Consider the following 17,401-nt stretch of genomic DNA (forward strand, 5'->3'; position numbering starts at 1 on the left):
GATTACCGTGGTCCGGGTGCTGACATGCGTGGGATTCGACCTGGACATGACGTTGATCGACCCGCGGCCCGGGATGGTCGCGGCGATGAACCGGCTCGGTGAGGACAACGACCTGCCGCTGGACGGGGAGCAGTTCGCAGCCCACCTCGGGCCGCCGCTCGACCAGGCGTTGCGTGGGTTCGGCGCTCCCGAGGAGCGGATCCCGGACCTGATCACGCAGTTCCGCACGAACTACCCCGACATCGTGATCCCGCGCACGGTGGCACTGCCAGGTGCGAAGGAATCCCTCGAGACGGTCCGCGAGCTGGGTGCGACGGCCCTGGTGGTCACGGGCAAGTACGGGCCGAACGCCGACCTGCACGTCAAGTCGCTCGACCTGCCGGTCGACCGTCTCGTCGGGGATCTGTGGTCCACGGGCAAGGCCGAGGCGCTGATCGAACACGGTGCGACGGTTTATGTCGGGGACCACATCGGTGACATGTACGGCGCCCGGGCGGCCGGTGCGGTCGCGGTGGGCGTGGTCACCGGGCCCTGCTCCCGTGACGAACTCGTCGAGGCGGGCGCCGAGGTGGTGCTCGGTTCGCTGACGGAGCTGCCCGACTGGCTGCGCGGCGCGTTCACGTAACCGGCCACGGACCGGGTGCGGTGCGCGGTACCGGCCGGCGGGACGGACCGGTCGGGACCGGTCGGGACCGTGGCCGGTCCCGGCCCGGAAACGCGTGGAGTCGACACATCGCCTGACGGCCGCAGCGCGGCGAGAGCCGTGCAGATTCGAGCCGATCCCTGAAGCCGTGCCGATCCCGGGTCGTGAGCCCACCTGGCGCGGACCGCCGCGGTCCCGGCGTCAGGAGCCTCGGTGTAGGGGCTCCGATGTCGGACCCGGTGTCAGGAGCCCTTGTGTTCGCGGACGAGGGCGATCAGGCCGAGGCCGAGGCCGAGCGGTGTGACGACGCCAGCGGCCACCGACAGCCACACCGGAAGGTCTTCCATCCCGGCCGCGAACAGGACGAACACGATGATCACGGCAAGCATGCCGACGGCGAACAGGCCGACGCCGAGACGCATCAGCAGGGGCTTTCCGGTGCGGGCCGCCTGCTCGTCCGAAGTGCTGGTCGTCATGAGTGCTCATAGTAGAGCCTGCAATGTCCTGGAACGCACCGTGTGTGGCGAGATAAGCTTGACGGTACGCGCGTCCTGGGTACGCAGACCTGGGGCGCGTTCGTCATGCGGGACGGGCACATCAGCCCGCACCGCGGTCAGAGCAGCGAAGGAACGGTGAGGGAAGTGCCGACCGGCAAGGTCAAGTGGTACGACGCGGATAAGGGGTTCGGCTTCGTCACGCAGGACGGCGGCGAGGACGTCTTTATTCGGAAGGCCGCGTTGCCGCAGGGTGTGGAATCCCTCAAGTCCGGTCAGCGGTTGGAGTTCGGGGTGGCCGACGGCCGCCGCGGTCCGCAGGCGCTGTCGATCCGGCTGCTGGACGCGCCGCCGTCGGTCGCCGAGGCGCGCCGCCGTCCCGCGGAGGAGCTGCACGGCATGGTCGACGACATGATCAAGCTCCTGGAGGCGACGGTACAGCCGGAGCTGCGGCGTGGCAGGTATCCGGAGCGGAAGAAGACCAAGAAGATCGCCGAGGTCATGCGGGCCGTCGCCCGTGACCTCGATCCCTGATCCCTGTCCGTTCCTGAGGACAGCGACCCCGGTGACGCAGCGGCCGTCGCCGGGGTCGCTGCATCACGTCGGCCTCGTGACGCCGGGACCGGCTCGACACGGGGTCGGCCGGGTCACCGCCGGTCGCGGTCGGGGGATGCGGAGTTCTGCAGCGACCAGATGCCGCGGGTGACGAGCTGGGGCTGGCCGTGCTCGTCGACGATGGGGTTGCCCTGTGCGTCGACGCCGTAGGCGGCGCCGATCTGCTGTACCTCGACGACCGCCACCCGGTCCTGCGGTGTCGGTGGCGTGGCGGTGTAGGCGTGCCGTGAGCCGTCGGTGAACGCCCGCTGGTCGACGGACTCCTCGCCGGTCTCGGTGTTGAGGTACTGGACGATGATCACCCACGGGGTGTCGGCCACGTTGCCCGGCACCGATACCTGCACGGGCATGCCCGGCCGGACGTCGAGGTTGACCGGGGTGTTCTCGTCGCCGCACTCCTTGAGGACCTCGTCGCAGTAGATGAGGGGTGCGGCGACGGTCGTGTCGCCGTCGGCGTAGAAGGTGACCTCCGGGTCCGGCGCCGCCGAGCAGCCCGTCACGAACAACGCCGCGCAGCCCAGCAAGGCTCCTACCGCTCGTCGCATGTTGCTCAGGTTACGGCTCGCGTGCGGGTTCGGCGGCCGAGGGGCCTCCGGCCGGGCCTGCTGCCCCATCGGACGGGCCGGCGGTGGGACCGTTGCCGGAGCCGTTCGTGGAGCCGTACGACCTGCCGGCCCCTGCCGCCGGTCCACGCGCGGCGCCCTGCGACGAGCCGGTGGGCGACGCGGACGAGCCAGCGGCCGGTTTGCGGGCGGTCCTGCTGGCCATGGACTTCAGCTGCCCGCCGAGGTTCGGCAGCATCGACTTGCCGGCGCGGGCGAGCCACGTCTGCGTCAGGCCCAGCGCGAGCAGCACCGACACGACCAGGAAGCCGATCCAGTACGTGGGCGGCAGCAGCAGGCCGACGGCGCCGCCGGACACCCACGCGAGCTGCAGCACGGTCTCCGACCGGCCGAACGCCGACGCTCGCGACTCCTCGGGCATGTCCTGCTGGATCACCGCGTCGAGGGAGTTCTTCGCCAGTGCGCTCGCGGTGGCTCCGGCGAGCCCGACGATCGCCGCGGTGGTCAGGCCCGACGCGACGGCGGCGATGACCGTGGACGCCAGCGCCGAGGCCACGCACACGAGGATGACCTGGTCGGGGTTGCCGAATTGCATCCGCGAGCCGATCGCGTTGCCGATGAACCCGCCCGCACCGGCCGCGGCGCCGATCACGCCGAGCATGATCAGCTGCATGAACGGGCTGTAGTCGCCTGCCTCGGTCTGTTCCTTCACGGCGAAGGCCGCGAACATCATCAGGAACCCGGTGAGCAGGCGGATCGAACCGTTGCCCCACAGCGCCACCGTGGTGTGGTGGCTCATGGGAGTGCGTTTCGGCCTGGCCTGTCTGGCGTCGGCACCGGTGGCGTGGTGGTCGGTCAGCGAAGCAGGGACCTCGCCCTCGGTGACCTCGACCCACGACGGGATGCGCATCGCCTGGAACGCGCCGATACCGCAGATGACGGCCGTGTACCAGAGCGCGGCCGACGAGCCGAACAGCGAGTTCAGTCCGGCGGCCACCGCGCCGAACGCGCCACCCGCGGCGAGGCCGAAGACGGTCAGTCGCGCATTGGTTTTGGACAGAGTTATCTCCGGTGGCAGGACACGTGGTGTCACCGCCGCCTTGAGCACCATGAACGACTTCGACAGCACCATCTTCCCCAGCGCGGCGGGGTAGAGGATCCAGCTGTCGAAGTTCAACGCCATCAGCACGCACATGAGCAGCTGCCCCGCGCTGGCGATGCACATGGCGAGCCTGCGGCCGCGCTGGATGCGGTCCAGTGCGGGTCCGATCACGGGCGCGACCAGTGCGAACGGTGCGATCGTGATGAGCAGGTAGAGCGCGACCTTGCCGCGGCTCTCGCCGCTGCTCGCCGCGAAGAACAGCGTGTTGGCCAGCGCGACGGCCATGGCCGCGTCACTGGCGTAGTTCAGCATCACCGCGTACGTCAGCGAGGTCAGCCCGGACTTCTCGGCGCCGTCGGCCTTCGCCGCCCGCTGGAACGCGCCGACGGCCTTGCCGGACAGCTCCCTGCTGCGCAGGGCCGCGACGCGGGTCACGGTCAGCTTGCGCGGCGTCTTCGTACCGGCGTCGAACCCGTGCTCGGTGTCCTCGGGCGGTGCCTGCGGGCCGTGCGACCCACCCGGCTGCTCCTGGTGGCTGCCGGGGCGGTCCGGTTCGGGCCCCTCGCCGGGTCTCGGCGGGTAGCCGCCCGTGTCGTAGTAGTCGCCGAAGTCGTTGCGGCCGCTCGGCGGCTGCGGCGCCTGTTCCCACGGCCGGGGCGGATACGGACGGGATCCGCGGGGCGGAACGGGGATCGCGCCGGTCGGGGCGTTGTCGGCCGTCACGTCCGGTGGCTCGGGCGGCCGCCGAGGTGGCTGCGGACCTGGCTGCGGCTGCGGACCTGGCTGCGGCTGCGGACCTGGCTGCGGCTGCGGACCTGGCTGCGGCTGCGGACCTGGCTGCGGCTGCGGACCTGGCTGCGGCGGGTGCGGCTGCTGGGGCCCACCACGGGGCTGCTGGGGCGGCTGCTGGGGCCCACCACGTCGTTCCTGCCGGTCAGGACCCGGCGGGCGGGGTGTCTGACGGGGCCGGGTCGGGTTCCTCGGTGGGGTGTTCTCGGCGGGCGGTTGCTGTGACCCCGGTTCGGGTGTCCACCTCCGCTTGCCCCGCTTGTTCGACCCCATGTGCTCAATCCTGCCGTACTCGTCCCCGACCCGTCCGGGTGATGCTCGACTCGCCCGCTCGACTCTGCCCGCTCGAGGCCGCCCGCTCCTCTTCGCGGGCGGTCCGCCCCTGGGCGGCTCAGTTCGCCGGACCGAACGTCACCCGGAACATTTTCGGCCACAGCTTGCCCGTGATCAAAAAGCGGTCCGATCCCGGATAGGCGGCGATGCCGTTGAGGACCGCCTCGGGGGAGGTGACCTCGCCGTCGTCGAGCAGCCCGGAGGCGTCGATGCGTGCGGTCACCCGTCCGTCGGCGGGGTCGATGCGGACGATGTCCTCGGTCTGCCACACGTTGGCGTAGACGTCGTCGCCGACGCATTCGAGTTCGTTGAGGTTCTCGACCGGGCTGCCCGCCTCGGTGACCTCGACCGATCCCTGCGGTGCGAACGTCTCGGGGTCACGGAACGTCAGCGTCGCCGAACCGTCGCTCATGACCAGCCGATTCTCCTGGTCGCACAGGCCCCAGCCCTCGCCGTCGTAGGACACGCGGCCACGTTCGGCGAGCGTTTCCGGGTCGCGCTCGATGGCGACGCCGCTGGTCCACGTGAGCTGCCACACCCGGACGTCGGTGACCGTGATGCCCTCGCCGAAGAACTCCTCGGGCAGGTCCACGCTGCGTTCCGGCGGCCCGCCCGCGGGGCCCGCCGTCAGCTTCGACTGCCCGTTGCGCCCGGTGCCCTCGTAGAGCGTCTCGCCCGCGAACTCGAGGCCCTGGGTGAACGCGGTCTCGTCGTGCGGCAGTTCCTGTTCGACCTGCACGCGCAGCTGCTCGACGCCGTCGCCCGAGCTCGTCCGCGCACCCTGTTCGGCCCGGTCGGCGGTGCCGGGTGCGCAGGCGGCGAGAACGGTGGCGGCAGCGAGCAGGATCGATGCGCGTTTCACGCCGTCGAGCCTCGCACAGGTGTCTCGGTGCGGTCCGCCCGCGTGTGCGGCCTCGCTGTTTCGGCGGCCGCGCAGGCGGGGGACTGCCCGTGCGGCACAATGGCGACCATGACGTTGCCTGTCACCCTCGACAACGGTGCGAACCGGCAGAAGCTGGTCGACGCGGTGGAGACGGCGCGCGAGGCGGCCGTCCTCGACGCGGGCGAGGAGCACGTGGGCGCGCACGTCGGTGTCGAACACGAGGACGCCGTGTCCGTCAGCCACCTGTTCGATGCTCTCGTGGCCGGATACCGCGGCTGGCGCTGGTCGGTGACGGTCGCGGCGGCGGGTGAAGACTCTCCCGTGACGGTCAGCGAGGTCGTGCTGCGGCCGGGGCCGGACGCCCTGGTCGCGCCGAGCTGGGTGCCGTGGGAACGCCGGGTGCGCGCCGGCGATCTCGGAGTGGGCGACCTCTTCCCGCCCGAACCCGGTGACGACCGGCTCGTGCCCGCCTACCTGGACGTCGACGACCCCGAGGTGACCGAGACCGCCCACGAGCTGGGGCTCGGCAGGGCGCGCGTGATGTCGCGCGAGGGCCGGGAGGACTCGGCGAGGCGCTGGAAGGGCGGCGAGTACGGCCCGCGCGCGGACATGGCGCGCAGCGCGCCGGCGACGTGCGGCACCTGCGGGTTCTACCTGCAGCTGGGCGGGTCGATGAAGGCGGCGTTCGGCGTGTGCGGCAACGAGTACGCGCCCGCCGACGGGCACGTCGTGCACACCGAGTACGGCTGCGGCGCGCACTCGGAGGTCAAGGTCGAGACGGCGCCGTCGGTGCCCGTCGCCGAGCTGGTCTACGACGATTCGCTGCTCGACTCCGAGCCCGCGAGTGGGTGAGCGGCCTGCCTGACGCGTTCGGCCTGGACCGGCTGCGCGCCGCCGTCCTGCGTGCCTGGGAGGATTCGCCGACCAGGCTGACCGAGGACACCAACGCCGAACGCGACCTGCGTGCCGGCGGGTATCGCGACCGGCTGCTGGTCGAACTCGCCCAGAACGCCGCGGACGCCGCCGCGCTGGCCGGGCGGCCGGGACACCTGCGCGTGGCGGTGACGGGCGGCGAACTGCGCGTGGCGAACACGGGCGCGCTGCTCGACGAGGCGGGCGTGGCCGCGCTGGCTTCGCTGCGGGCTTCGGCCAAACCGGCCGGCACGGTCGGCCGGTTCGGGGTCGGCTTCGCCGCGGTGCTGGCGGTGACGTCGGAGCCGCGCATCGTCTCGAGCACCGGTGGTGTGGTGTTCTCCGAGCAGCGCACGAAGGCCGAGGCAGGCGCCGATGACGTGCCGGTGTTGCGGCTGCCGTGGCCACCCGGCGTCGACGAACCTCCCGTTCCCGACGGATTCGACACCGAGGTGCGGTTGCCGCTGACGGTGCCTGCCGGCGACGTGCTGGCCGCGATCACCGCCGAGGTGCCGGATCTGCTGCTGGCGTTGCCGTGGCTGGCGCGCGTGGACGTCGACGGCCGCACCTGGACGCGATCGGAGGCGGAGGCAGACGCCGGAGGTGGCGTCGTCACGTTGTCGACGCCGGAGGGAACGGCGCGGTGGCTGACGCACGCCGAGGACGGCGTGGTGTGGGCGCTGCCGGTCGACGACGCCGACGCGGGCACGCCGGTGCCGCGCACCGAGGACGTGCTGCACACGCCGACGCCGACGGACGAGCGGTTGTCGCTGCCCGCGCGGCTGTTCGCGCCCGTGCCGGTCGAGCCGTCGCGCAGGCGCGTGCTGACCGGTGAGGCGGCCCGGCCGGTGCTCGCCGCCGCGGCCCGGATCTATCCGGGGTTGGCACGTCGCCTGGAGTCCGCGCACCGGTCGATGGCCGTACCCGAGGCACGCTTTCCGCTGTCCGAAGTGGACGCCGAGCTCCGTGACCTCGTGATCGCGGAACTGTCCGAACAGGATTGGCTACCGGCCGTCGCGGGCGGCGAGGTCGCAGGCGGGCGGGCCCGCGTGTTGCCGGTGGATGCGCCGGAGCTGGTCGGGCTGCTCGCCGACGTGGTCCCCGGCCTGGCCGTCGCGTGCGGGCCCGGTGCGGCCCGGCTGCTCGAGACGGTGGGTGCGCGCGCGATCGGCGTCGCCGAGGTCGCCGAGGCGCTCACCGGGATCGACCGGACTCCGGCCTGGTGGCACGGGCTCTACGACGCGTTGCTCGCCGCCGTCGAGCGGCGCGAGATCGACCCCGCCGAGCTGGGCGGGATCCCGGTTCCGCTCGCCGACGGCCGCACCGTCCCGGGGCCGCGCGGTGCGCTGCTGCCGGATCCCGCACTGGCGGATTCCGGCCTGGACGACATCGGCGGACTCGACGTCGTCGGGCTGCACCTGGTGCACCCCGAGGCGGCGCATCCGCTGCTCGAACGCCTCGGTGCCGACCGCGCCGGCCCCGCGGAGCTGCTGGCGTCGCCTGCGCTGCGGGAGGCCGTGGAACGCAGCGTCGAGGACGCCGTCTCCGGCGTGGACGTCCGGCCGTTCGTCGACGCGGTGCTGCGGCTCTCCGGTCATGGCGACGCGGCCGAACTGGGAGCCCTGGCGCTGCCCGCACGGTCCGGGTGGCGCAGGGCCGACGAACTGGTGCTGCCCGGAGCACCGGTACTCGAGGTGTTCGACCCGGAAGCCGTGGGCGAGGACGGCGCACTCGACGTGCTCGACGAGACCTTCGCCGGATTCCACGACCCGGCCGCGCTCACCGTGCTCGGGGTGCTCGACTCGTTCGCGCTGGTCACCGACGACGAGCCGGCCGAAGCCGACCACGAGCTGCCCGACGAGGCCGCGTGGTGGGAGGCGGTCGCACCGGCGCGGGTGTATGCGGTGCGCGATCTCGACCTCGTCGCCGACGACGCCTGGCCCGCGGCGATCCGGCTGCTGGCGCAGCGGCCGGAGACGTGGCGTGCGTTGACCGAACCCGGCGGGCACACGCCGTGGTGGCTCGCGCGGTTCGCGCTGCTCGGCGGGCGCGCCCCGATGGACTGGCGGATGCCCGCGGCCCACGACCTCGCCGGACTGTTCGACCCGGTGCCCGACGTCGGCCTGTCGCCGGAGCAGCTTGCCGTCGTCGGCGTCCGCGGCGGGCTGCCGGATGCCTCCACTGTGGACTCCGACGACGTCGCGGACCTGTGCGACCGGCTGGCCGATCCCGACCGGTCGGTGCCGCTCGGGCTGACGCTGCGGGTCCATCGGCTGGTGGGCGAGCACCGGCCGGTGGCGACCGGCCACGTCGAGCCGCCGGACCGGGTGCGCACGCTCGATGGCGCGGTCGCCGACGCCGAGGACGTCGTCGTGCTGGACGGGCCGTGGTTGCTCGGTGCGGCTGCTCCCTCCCGGTTCGTGGCGTGCGCAACCGCCGGCACCCCCGGCCGTCGGGCCGGCGGGACCGGTGGTGGTTCCGATGCGGGCATTCCCGATACCGGCCCGGTGGCCGCGTTGGCCGAGGCGTTCGACCTGCCGCTCGCCACCGGCGTGATCGACGTCGATGTGAGCAGCGAGGGCGAGTTCGCGGCGTGGCCGGAACTGCCCGCCGTCGTCGAGGTCGCCGAGCTGCTGGGCGTGGCACTGCCGGAGGGAGGCGTCGTCGTGCACGATCACCTCACGGTGGCCGGTGCCGACGTCGGTGGGAACGACGTGGCCGTTCCGTGGTGGTGCCGCCCCGATCCGCACGGCGGGCCGGCCGGCGGTGCCGGTCCTGCCGAAACCGGGGTGCTGCACGCGACGGACACGTCCGACGGTCTGGCCAGGGCGTTTGCCTGGGCGGCCGGACTGTGGTCACGCCGGTGGGAGATCGCCGCGCTGCTCGACGATCCGGACCCGAGGACGCTGCTCGGCTGACGGCGGTCCGCCCCGCCTCGAGCCGATACCTGTCGATCGATATCTGTCGGCGGGGGACGTGCCGGCCGGGCGGAGAGCCGGTTGCGGGGCCGGCGGGAATCGTCACGATGAAGGGCGGGCCCCGAACGAGGGGGAGGTGTGCGGGGCCCGCCGACATCCAGGGTACGGAGTGGGCGGCGGTTCTGTCCCGTGGTCTAGATCAGGTGTTGCCGACTCGTGTTCTCCCGCTCGACCGGCGGATCCACAGGCTCGCGGCAGCGGTCCACATGGTGGTTCGGACGGCGGTGGCGGCGGGGCGTCAGAGGTTGCGCTGGGCTCCGCGGGAGCCGTGCCGTGAGGCCGCCGTCTGCCATGCAATGATGCCGAAGCCGACGCACCCCAGCCCCCCACCGGCCAGCGCTGTCCAGGTCCATGTGCTGTCGGCGCCGGTGACGAGCAGGACGACCAGGGCGACGAGCCATGCCGTCGTGCCCACGATCACCGGTGCCCACAGTCCGACGACGGGTTTGGGCAGTGCAGGAACCGGGCGAAACGGTCCTGTAACCCCTCGGGTCTTGCCGGGTGTGTCCACGTGGGACAGGCTACCGCTGCCGTTGTCGAAGCGAGGTGGGTGACGAATGGCTCAGGAGAGCACCGAGCAGGGCCAGGAGGGGTCGAAGGGCGGGCTCGACCGGTACTTCAAGGTCAGCGAACGGGGCTCGTCGGTGGCCCGCGAGGTGCGCGGTGGCCTCGTCACCTTCGTCGCGATGGCCTACATCATCGTGCTGAACCCGCTGATCCTCGGCAGCTTCGCGCCGGACGATCCGGCGGCGAAGACCGACGCGACGGGCGCCATCCTGGGAGTCCCGCAGGTCGCGGCGGTCACGGCGCTGGTCGCGGGTGTGATGACCATCCTGATGGGCCTGGTCGCGAACTTCCCGTTCGCGCTCGCCGCGGGGCTGGGCATCAACGCCCTCGTCGCCTACACGATCGCGCCGCAGATGAGCTGGGGCGCCGCGATGGGCCTCGTACTGGTCAACGGCATCATCGTGCTCATCCTCGTGCTCACGGGCGTGCGCACGATCATCTTCAAGGCGGTTCCCGCGGCGCTGAAGGCGGCGATCGCCGTCGGCATCGGCCTGTTCATCTCGCTGATCGGCCTGGTCGACGCCGGGTTCGTCACGCAGGGCGACGGCACCCCGGTTCAGCTCGGCGTCGCCGGTTCGATCGCGACGTGGCCGACAGTGGTGTTCGTCGTGACGCTGTTGGTCATGGCCATCCTCGTGGCGCGCGGGGTCAAGGGCGGCATCCTCATCGGTGTCGTGGTCGGCACCGTGATCTCCCTGGTGGTCGAGGCGATCGTGGGCGCGGGCCCTTCGGGCCCGGACAACCCGACGGGCTGGGCCTACGGCTATCCGGCGCTGCCGGACAGCGTGTTCGGCGTGCCGGACCTGTCGTTGCTGGGCAGCGTCAACTTCGACGCGTGGGTGCAGATCCCCGCGATCTCGGCGGCGTTGCTGGTGTTCAGCCTCGTGCTGACCGACTTCTTCGACACGATCGGCACGATGACCGGCCTCGGCAGGCAGGCCGGCCTCGAGAAGAACGGCAAGCTGCCGAACACGAGCAAGGCGCTGTTCGTCGACTCGCTCGGCGCGATCGCCGGTGGTGCCGGTTCGGCGAGCTCGAACACGGTGTACGTCGAGTCGGCGGCCGGTATCGCGGAGGGTGCGCGTACGGGCCTGGCGAACCTCGTGACGGGCGGCCTGTTCCTCGTCGCGATGTTCTTCACCCCGCTCTACGAGATCGTCCCGATCGAGGCGGCGGCGCCCGCGCTGGTCATCGTGGGTGCGCTGATGATCAGGCAGGTCGCCGACATCGACTTCTCGGACCTGACGGTCGCGCTGCCCGCGTTCCTGACGATCGTGGTCATGCCGTTCACGTATTCGATCACCAACGGCATCGGCGCGGGGTTCGTCAGCTACGCCGTGCTGCAAGCCGCCACGGGCAAGGCCCGCAACGTGCACCCGCTGATGTGGGTCGTCGCCGTCGCGTTCGTCATCTACTTCGGGATCGGGCCGCTCCAGGCGTTGTTCGCCTGATCTCTCACCCGCCTCAGCGGATCTCGTGCTGTGGGTGTCACCGATTCGGGTGTCGCCCACAGCACCATCTGTGCTGGTCGAAGAGGTCGTAAGCTAAACTAATCAAGTGTCCGATCCTGCAGACGGTCTGACCGCATCCGTTCCGGCGGAACCCGGCGGCCGGTCCGAGCACCCTTCGCTGGCGAGCCGGTTGCGGCTCTCGGTGGTGCGGCTCAACCGCAGGCTCCGGGCACAGCGGACCGACACCGACCTGTCGTTGACCCAGGTGGCCGCGCTGTCGACGCTCCACAAGCACGGCGCGATGACACCGGGCCGGCTCGCCGCGCACGAAGGCGTTCAACCGCCCTCGATGACGCGGGTGATCGCTGCGCTCGAACTGGTCGGCTATGTCGAACGGGCTCCGCATCCGACCGATGGCAGGCAGGCCATCGTCGCGATCACGGAGTCGGGTACGGCCTACGTCCACGAAAGCATCTCGGTTCGTGAGGCGTGGCTGGACGAACGGTTGCAGGAACTGAGCGGCGAGGAGCGCGAAGTGCTCTCCAGAGCCGCCTCGATCATCGAACGCATGGCTGGCCACAGCTGAGGAGGCGTGCGGCCCGCCTGCCAGGAGGCGACAACCCGGCGTGACACTCACGGATAGCGACACCCAGTCCCGGCCGACCGCTGACGCTATTCCGCGATCCCGCCGAAAGTCCCCACCTGGCATGTTCGCGTCGCTGCGCGTGCGCAACTACCGGCTGTTCTTCGCGGGCCAGGTCGTGTCCAACATCGGCACCTGGATGCAGCGCACCGCCCAGGACTGGTTGGTGTTCACGCTCAGCGGCAACGACCCGGTGGCACTCGGCGTCGCCGTCGCGCTGCAGTTCCTGCCGACGCTGCTGTTGTCGCTGTGGGCTGGCGTGCTGGCCGACCGGGTCGACAAGCGCAAGCTGCTGTTCACGATTCAGGCGGGCATCCTCGTGCAGGCGGCCGTGCTCGGTGGGCTCGCCGTGAGTGGTGCGGTCGAGCTGTGGCACGTGTACCTGCTGTGTTTCATCCTCGGCACGTTGTCGGCGCTCGAGGTGCCGACGCGGCAGTCGTTCGTCGCCGAGCTGGTCGGCAACGACCAGGTGGCGAACGCCGTCGCACTCAACTCGTCGATCTTCAACATGGCCCGCATCGTCGGGCCCGCGATCGCCGGGCTGGCGATCGTCGCGATCGGCGAGGGCTGGCTCTTCATCGGCAACGCCGTGTCGACCCTCGCCGTGCTCGCGGGTATCGCGGCGATGCGCCCCGGCGAGCTGTACCGAGGGAAGGCGGTCGCGCGGGCCAAGGGGCAGCTGCGTGAGGGGCTGCGGTACGTGCGCGGCAGGCCGGATCTGATGGCGATCATGCTGCTGATGATGTTCGTCAGCACGTTCGCCATCACTTTCTTCACCTCGCTCGCCGTCGTCGCGGGCAACGTGTTCGGCACGGAGGCCGACGGTTACGGCATGCTGTCGACGCTGCTGGCAGTGGGAACGTTCGCGGGGGCGTTGCTGTCGGCGCGGCGCGGGAGCAAAGGCAAGCCGACGATGCGGCTGTTGCTGGGGGCGGCGATGGCCCTCGGTGTGCTCGAGGTGGCGACGGCGTTCATGCCGACCTACCTGGCGTTCGGCCTGGCGCTCGTGCCGCTGGGGCTCGCGACGATCACGTTCCTCAACACCGCGAACACGTTGGTGCAGACATCGGTCAGCCCGCAGATGCGTGGCCGGGTGATGGGCCTGTACGTGCTGATGGTGATGGGTGGCAACCCGATCGGTGGGCTGCTGACCGGCTGGATGGCGGAGACGTTCGGTGGGCGCTCGCCGTTCTACATCGGTGGTGCGGTCGCGATGCTGGCCACGGCGGTCTGTGCCCTGGCGCTGACGAAGACGCGCGGCGGCCACTTGCGCGAGGCGCTGAGGTTAGGCTAACCTCAGACTCGTCGCTTCGTGGTGGGAGCGGCAGTCAGTTCGGGAACGGACGGGGTCCTGGCCGCTGGAACCGGCCAGGGCCCCGTTCCCGTATGCGGCACTGTACCGGTGAACGCTCCGACCGCCCCAAGTCCTCTCCGCGCCTCCCCGGCTTCGCCAGCGGGATCGCGACTGATGCCGACAGCCGCCCGTCTCCCGCCACCACCCAACCGGACGCGCTCCGCGAGACAGCTCCGACCCAATGCCGACAGGCGCCCACTGACGACGAAGGCCCCGCACCGGAACGGATCCGATGCGGGGCCTCCGCGGTTTGCTCGAACTGACCTCGTCAGGTTCGGCGCCTCAGGCCTGCAGCAGGCCGTTGCGGCCGGCCTTCGCGTCCTCGAAGCGCTTGCCGATCTCCGCCCAGTCGAAGACGTTCCACAGGGCGTTGACGTAGTCCGGCTTGACGTTCTTGTACTGCAGGTAGAACGCGTGCTCCCACACGTCGACCAGCAGGATCGGAACCGTCGGCAGGATCAGGTTGTTGTGGTGGTCGCGCAGCTGCTGCGTGATCAACGTCTTGCCGATCGGGTCCCAGGACAGCGCGCCCCAGCCGTTGCCCTGGATCGTGGTGCAGACCGCCGTGAACTGCGCCTTGAACTTGTCGAAGGAGCCGAACGCGTCGTCGATCGCGGCCGCCAGCTCACCGGTCGGCTTGTCGCCGCCGTTCGGGGACAGGATCTTCCACCACACGACGTGGTTGGCGTGGCCCGCGAGGTTGAACGCGAGCGTGGTCTCGAGGCCGACGATCGAGCCGAAGTCGTTCGCGTCCCGCGCGGCGGCGAGCTTCTCCAACGTTTGGTTCGCACCGTTGACGTAGGTCTGGTGGTGCTTGCTGTGGTGCAGCTCGTTGATCTCGCCCGAGATGTGCGGCTCGAGTGCGCCGTAGTCGTAATCGAGGTCGGGAAGCTCGTACGTGGGCATGAGCCCTCCTTCGTCCTTGAGGTCGCTTGCGCGGTTCGTCTCGTGTGCCAACCTAGTCGTCGCCGCGGAGGCTTGCTAACCGGGTGGGCGCGAGTTGACCTTGCTCCCTCGACCTCACTGGAGGTCAACGAGGTGTCAGATGGGTCACGCCGAGTTGCTGTCCCTCGAGTCGGTGATCGACGGCCGTGAATCGTCGCCCAGACCGGTGCCGCCCACCGGCACCGTGTCCGGTGCTCACGCCGCGCGGTGGGTCTCCACGGTCTCCGCCAGGTCGTCGAGCACGGCGATGTTCAGCTCGAACGCCCGCTGCGCCTCGGCCATGATCCGCCCGTGTTCGGCCTCGTCCCACGGCGCGTCGTCCAGCAGAGCCCGGTACCGGGCGCGGAACGCCGAGGGGCTGCCGAGCGCCGCGAAGTCGTAGAACCGCGCGCCGGGACCGGTGACGCCGTACGTGCGCTCCAGCAGCTTGCCGACAACCTGGCCGCCCGCGAGATCGCCCAGATAGCGCGTGTAGTGGTGCGCGACGAATCCGCCGGCCCAGTCGTAGGCGACCTCGCGCAGCCGTTCGACGTAGGCGCTCGTGGCGGGCGTGGGCTCGATGCGATCACGCCAGCCGGGGCCCGCGAGCCGTTCCAGGTCCACCACGAGGGCCTGTGTGCGGTGCAGTTCCGGGATGACGAACGGCGCTCCGACCGCGTCGCCGGTCATCGCGTCGGCGGCGTCCTCGAGCGTCGAGTAGATGAAGTAGTACTGCTCCGCCAGCCGCGTGTAGCCCTCGAGCGTCAACCGCCCGTCCAGCAGGGCGTTCATATAACGGGAGTGGTGCGCGCGGTCGTGCACCTCGCGGGTCGAATGCCGCAGGGCTTGCGAGAAGGGCTCCTCCGCCTGCGACTCGGTCTCCGGCTGGCCGGGGTGGACTGCCTGGTCGGTCACGACGCCTCCCGCGCTTTCTGACAGCGTGTCAGAAACGAGCCTAGCCGTGAGCGGGCGCCTCGGGCGATGCTTCGCGCGGAATTACTCCGACCGCGCGCGACACGAAGGCCACCGCGAGATCGATCGCCCGCGGCAGCTCCTCCGGCGGCACGTCGACGACCTGGCGGGCCCCGAGCGCCGCACTGACCATCGGTGCCAGCACCGCCACGTCCTGCTGTGGCCACCGGCCCCGGCGCATGCCCTCCTCGAGGATGCTGTTGAGCATGCGGCCGATCGGGTCGGCGTGCGCGGCGATGCGCCGGTACGACGACGGCGCGAGCGCCGAGGCCAGCGTCGCTCCGGGCGGCAGGTGGTAGTCGGCGAGGGTCTCGAGTTGCAGCCGCGCGAACACTGCGAGCTTGTCGGCCGGGTCGTCGACCGCGTCGACGGCGTCGGTCAGCCGCGTGACGTAGCGGGACACCTCGTCCTCGACGAACGCCACCAGCAGATGCTCACGGTCGGGGAAGTGGTTGTACATCGCGGTGCGGCCCACGCCCGCCTCCGCGGCGACCCCGGACAGCGTGATCGCCTCGAACCCGCGCTCGTACAGCTGGTTCCGGAGGGCGTCGAACACCTTCTCGCGCACCTGCCTGCGGTGCTCGTCCAGCGAGCTTCCGATGATCTTCGGCATCGCCGCGCCTTTCGTCGCCGGGCCATCGTTCAGCGTACCGGCCAGTCGTGCACGGGGTCCCCGGCGCGCGCGAGTTCGAGGTAGTCGCCGAGCATCACGGCCAGCGCCGAATCCCGGGTCAGCCCGCGGTCCTGCGCCGCGGCGACGGCCTCGCGCTGCCACACACTGCCGTTGCGCTTGGTGACGCACCGGCGCTCGATGACCCCGAGATAGCGGTCGATCACGGTCTCGGAGACCCCGGAGCTGCGCAGTCCCTCGTGCGCCAGCGGCAGCAGGACCCGAAGTGCCAGCTCGTCGGGCGGGATGGATCCGATGCCGGGCCAGTAGAACTGTGCGTCGAAACCGTGCCGCGCGCCCGCGTGCAGGTTCTGTTCGGCGGCCTGGAACGACATGCGCGTCCACACGGGCCGTTCCTCCTCCGCGAGCGCGCGCTGGGCGCCGTAGAACAGGGCCGCGTTGGCCATGATGTCCACCACCGTGGGGCCCGCGGGCAGCACCCGGTTCTCGACCCGCAGGTGCGGCGCCCCGTCCACGACGTCGTACACCGGCCGGTTCCACCGCCACACGGTCCCGTTGTGCAGCCGCAACTCGGTCAGCCGTGGGACCCGGCCGTCGGCGAGCGTGTCCATCGGGTCCTCGTCGTCGGTCTCCGGGAGCAGCCCGGGGAAGTAGCGCAGGTTCTCCTCGAACAGGTCGAAGATCGAGGTGATCCACCGTTCGCCGAACCAGACGCGTGGGCGGACGCCCTGGTTCTTCAGCTCGTCCGGACGGGTGTCGGTGGCCTGGAGGAACAGCGGGATGCGGGTCTCGGCCCACAGCGACTTGCCGAGCAGGAACGGCGAGTTCGCCCCGAGCGCCACCTGCGGTCCGGCCAGGCACTGCGCGGCGTTCCAGTGCGCGGCGAAGTCGTCCGGTGCCACCTGCAGGTGCAGCTGCACCGAGGTGCACGCCGCCTCCGGCAGGATCGACTCGGCGTAGGTGTGCAGGTCCTCCGCCTGCCCGCCCGGCAGGCCGGTGCCCTCGAGTGACAGCAGTGGGCATTCGCCGCGGGTGGCGAGGATGCGGTCGTTCAGCAGGGCGTATCGCGGGTTGTCGGTGAGCCATTTCTGGTCGAAGTGTTCGTCGCCGAGCGTCGGCAGGATGCCGATCATGGCAACCTGCGCGCCCTTGCCGACCGCCTTGGCCTCCGCCCGGCCGATGTGGGCGTTCAGATCACCTTCGAGCTGCAACGCCGATTCGCCGTCGAGCGGGCGCGGCGGCACGTTGAGCTCGATGTTGTGCTGGGAGAGCTCGGTGGTGAACAGCTCGTCGTCGATCGAGGCCAGCACGGCCGCATTCGACATCGACGGGCGCATCGCCCTGTCGACGAGGTTCAGTTCCACCTCGAGACCGATGTGCTTGCGCGGGAACGTGAAGTGTTCCTCGGCGAGCATGCGGGCGAAGGTGTCGAGGCAGCGTTGCATCTTGTCGCGGTACCGGCCTCGTTCGTGTGGGGGACGGCTTCTCGGAGCGACGTCCTGACCCATCGGCACCTTCCTCCCGAGTAACCGCGACGCCTCGTGCCA

The 17,401-nt window shown here is 70.9% G+C and carries 16 protein-coding genes; 7 read left to right on the forward strand and 9 right to left on the reverse strand.

Features of this window, described 5'->3' with window-relative positions:
- Window positions 1–16: 16 nt before the first annotated feature.
- Window positions 17–625: an HAD family hydrolase gene (locus LY40_RS14510; RefSeq protein ID WP_258937147.1), complete on the forward strand. Its 609-nt coding sequence runs from the start codon at window positions 17–19 to the stop codon at window positions 623–625.
- A 260-nt stretch (window positions 626–885) separates the two neighbouring features.
- Here the strand turns inward: LY40_RS14510 and LY40_RS14515 are convergent, their stop codons facing one another.
- Entirely contained in the window at window positions 886–1,119 is a 234-nt protein-coding gene (locus LY40_RS14515; protein ID WP_183782688.1) for a hypothetical protein, read from the reverse strand.
- A 165-nt stretch (window positions 1,120–1,284) separates the two neighbouring features.
- On the opposite strand from LY40_RS14515, the gene LY40_RS14520 reads away from it, so the two are divergent.
- Window positions 1,285–1,671: a cold-shock protein gene (locus LY40_RS14520; protein ID WP_183785390.1), complete on the forward strand. Its 387-nt coding sequence runs from the start codon at window positions 1,285–1,287 to the stop codon at window positions 1,669–1,671.
- Window positions 1,672–1,784: 113 nt separating this feature from the next.
- Here LY40_RS14520 and LY40_RS14525 read toward each other — a convergent pair whose 3' ends face one another.
- The 3 genes from LY40_RS14525 to LY40_RS14535 form a co-directional block, all read right to left on the reverse strand.
- Window positions 1,785–2,297: a DUF2771 family protein gene (locus LY40_RS14525; protein ID WP_258937148.1), complete on the reverse strand. Its 513-nt coding sequence runs from the start codon at window positions 2,295–2,297 to the stop codon at window positions 1,785–1,787.
- Between the two features lie 10 nt (window positions 2,298–2,307).
- Window positions 2,308–4,140 carry an MFS transporter gene (locus LY40_RS14530; RefSeq protein ID WP_258937219.1) on the reverse strand — a complete coding sequence of 611 codons (1,833 nt, stop codon included), beginning with the start codon at window positions 4,138–4,140 and terminating at the stop codon, window positions 2,308–2,310.
- 457 nt (window positions 4,141–4,597) lie between these two features.
- Window positions 4,598–5,401: a glutaminyl-peptide cyclotransferase gene (locus tag LY40_RS14535; protein ID WP_258937149.1), complete on the reverse strand. Its 804-nt coding sequence runs from the start codon at window positions 5,399–5,401 to the stop codon at window positions 4,598–4,600.
- 108 nt (window positions 5,402–5,509) lie between these two features.
- Here LY40_RS14535 and LY40_RS14540 point away from each other — a divergent pair, with 108 nt between their 5' ends.
- Together LY40_RS14540 and LY40_RS14545 are read left to right on the forward strand one after the other, a co-directional pair.
- The gene (locus LY40_RS14540) at window positions 5,510–6,274 is read left to right on the forward strand and encodes a DUF3027 domain-containing protein (RefSeq protein WP_258937150.1); all 765 of its coding nucleotides are present in this window, start codon (window positions 5,510–5,512) and stop codon (window positions 6,272–6,274) included.
- Window positions 6,271–9,252: a sacsin N-terminal ATP-binding-like domain-containing protein gene (locus LY40_RS14545; protein ID WP_258937151.1), complete on the forward strand. Its 2,982-nt coding sequence runs from the start codon at window positions 6,271–6,273 to the stop codon at window positions 9,250–9,252. The genes LY40_RS14540 and LY40_RS14545 overlap by 4 nt, the downstream gene beginning before the upstream one ends.
- Before the next feature lie 298 nt (window positions 9,253–9,550).
- On the opposite strand, the gene LY40_RS14550 is transcribed toward LY40_RS14545, so the two are convergent.
- Window positions 9,551–9,823: a DUF2530 domain-containing protein gene (locus LY40_RS14550; protein WP_258937152.1), complete on the reverse strand. Its 273-nt coding sequence runs from the start codon at window positions 9,821–9,823 to the stop codon at window positions 9,551–9,553.
- 46 nt (window positions 9,824–9,869) lie between these two features.
- On the opposite strand from LY40_RS14550, the gene LY40_RS14555 reads away from it, so the two are divergent.
- The 3 genes from LY40_RS14555 (at window position 9,870) to LY40_RS14565 (ending at window position 13,267) form a co-directional block, all read left to right on the forward strand.
- Window positions 9,870–11,330, forward strand: a complete 1,461-nt coding sequence (locus tag LY40_RS14555; protein WP_258937153.1) for an NCS2 family permease — start codon at window positions 9,870–9,872, stop codon at window positions 11,328–11,330.
- A 127-nt stretch (window positions 11,331–11,457) separates the two neighbouring features.
- Entirely contained in the window at window positions 11,458–11,916 is a 459-nt protein-coding gene (locus LY40_RS14560; RefSeq protein ID WP_228726352.1) for a MarR family winged helix-turn-helix transcriptional regulator, read from the forward strand.
- Window positions 11,917–12,004: 88 nt separating this feature from the next.
- A complete protein-coding gene (locus LY40_RS14565) occupies window positions 12,005–13,267 on the forward strand; it encodes an MFS transporter (RefSeq protein ID WP_372497744.1) in 1,263 nt (420 codons plus the stop codon).
- A gap of 342 nt (window positions 13,268–13,609) precedes the next feature.
- Here LY40_RS14565 and LY40_RS14570 read toward each other — a convergent pair whose 3' ends face one another.
- The 4 genes from LY40_RS14570 to LY40_RS14585 all read right to left on the reverse strand — a co-directional run bounded on the left by LY40_RS14570 (window position 13,610) and on the right by LY40_RS14585 (window position 17,362).
- On the reverse strand, window positions 13,610–14,233 hold the full coding sequence (locus LY40_RS14570; RefSeq protein ID WP_183782704.1) for a superoxide dismutase: 624 nt from the start codon (window positions 14,231–14,233) through the stop codon (window positions 13,610–13,612).
- A 234-nt stretch (window positions 14,234–14,467) separates the two neighbouring features.
- A complete protein-coding gene (locus LY40_RS14575) occupies window positions 14,468–15,166 on the reverse strand; it encodes a biliverdin-producing heme oxygenase (RefSeq protein ID WP_183782706.1) in 699 nt (232 codons plus the stop codon).
- Between the two features lie 40 nt (window positions 15,167–15,206).
- The gene (locus LY40_RS14580) at window positions 15,207–15,836 is read right to left on the reverse strand and encodes a TetR/AcrR family transcriptional regulator (protein ID WP_183782708.1); all 630 of its coding nucleotides are present in this window, start codon (window positions 15,834–15,836) and stop codon (window positions 15,207–15,209) included.
- Between the two features lie 29 nt (window positions 15,837–15,865).
- Window positions 15,866–17,362 carry a glutamate-cysteine ligase family protein gene (locus LY40_RS14585; protein WP_183782710.1) on the reverse strand — a complete coding sequence of 499 codons (1,497 nt, stop codon included), beginning with the start codon at window positions 17,360–17,362 and terminating at the stop codon, window positions 15,866–15,868.
- Window positions 17,363–17,401: the final 39 nt, after the last annotated feature.

It is taken from the genome of Prauserella salsuginis, assembly GCF_024648885.1.
GTDB lineage: Bacteria > Actinomycetota > Actinomycetes > Mycobacteriales > Pseudonocardiaceae > Prauserella > Prauserella salsuginis.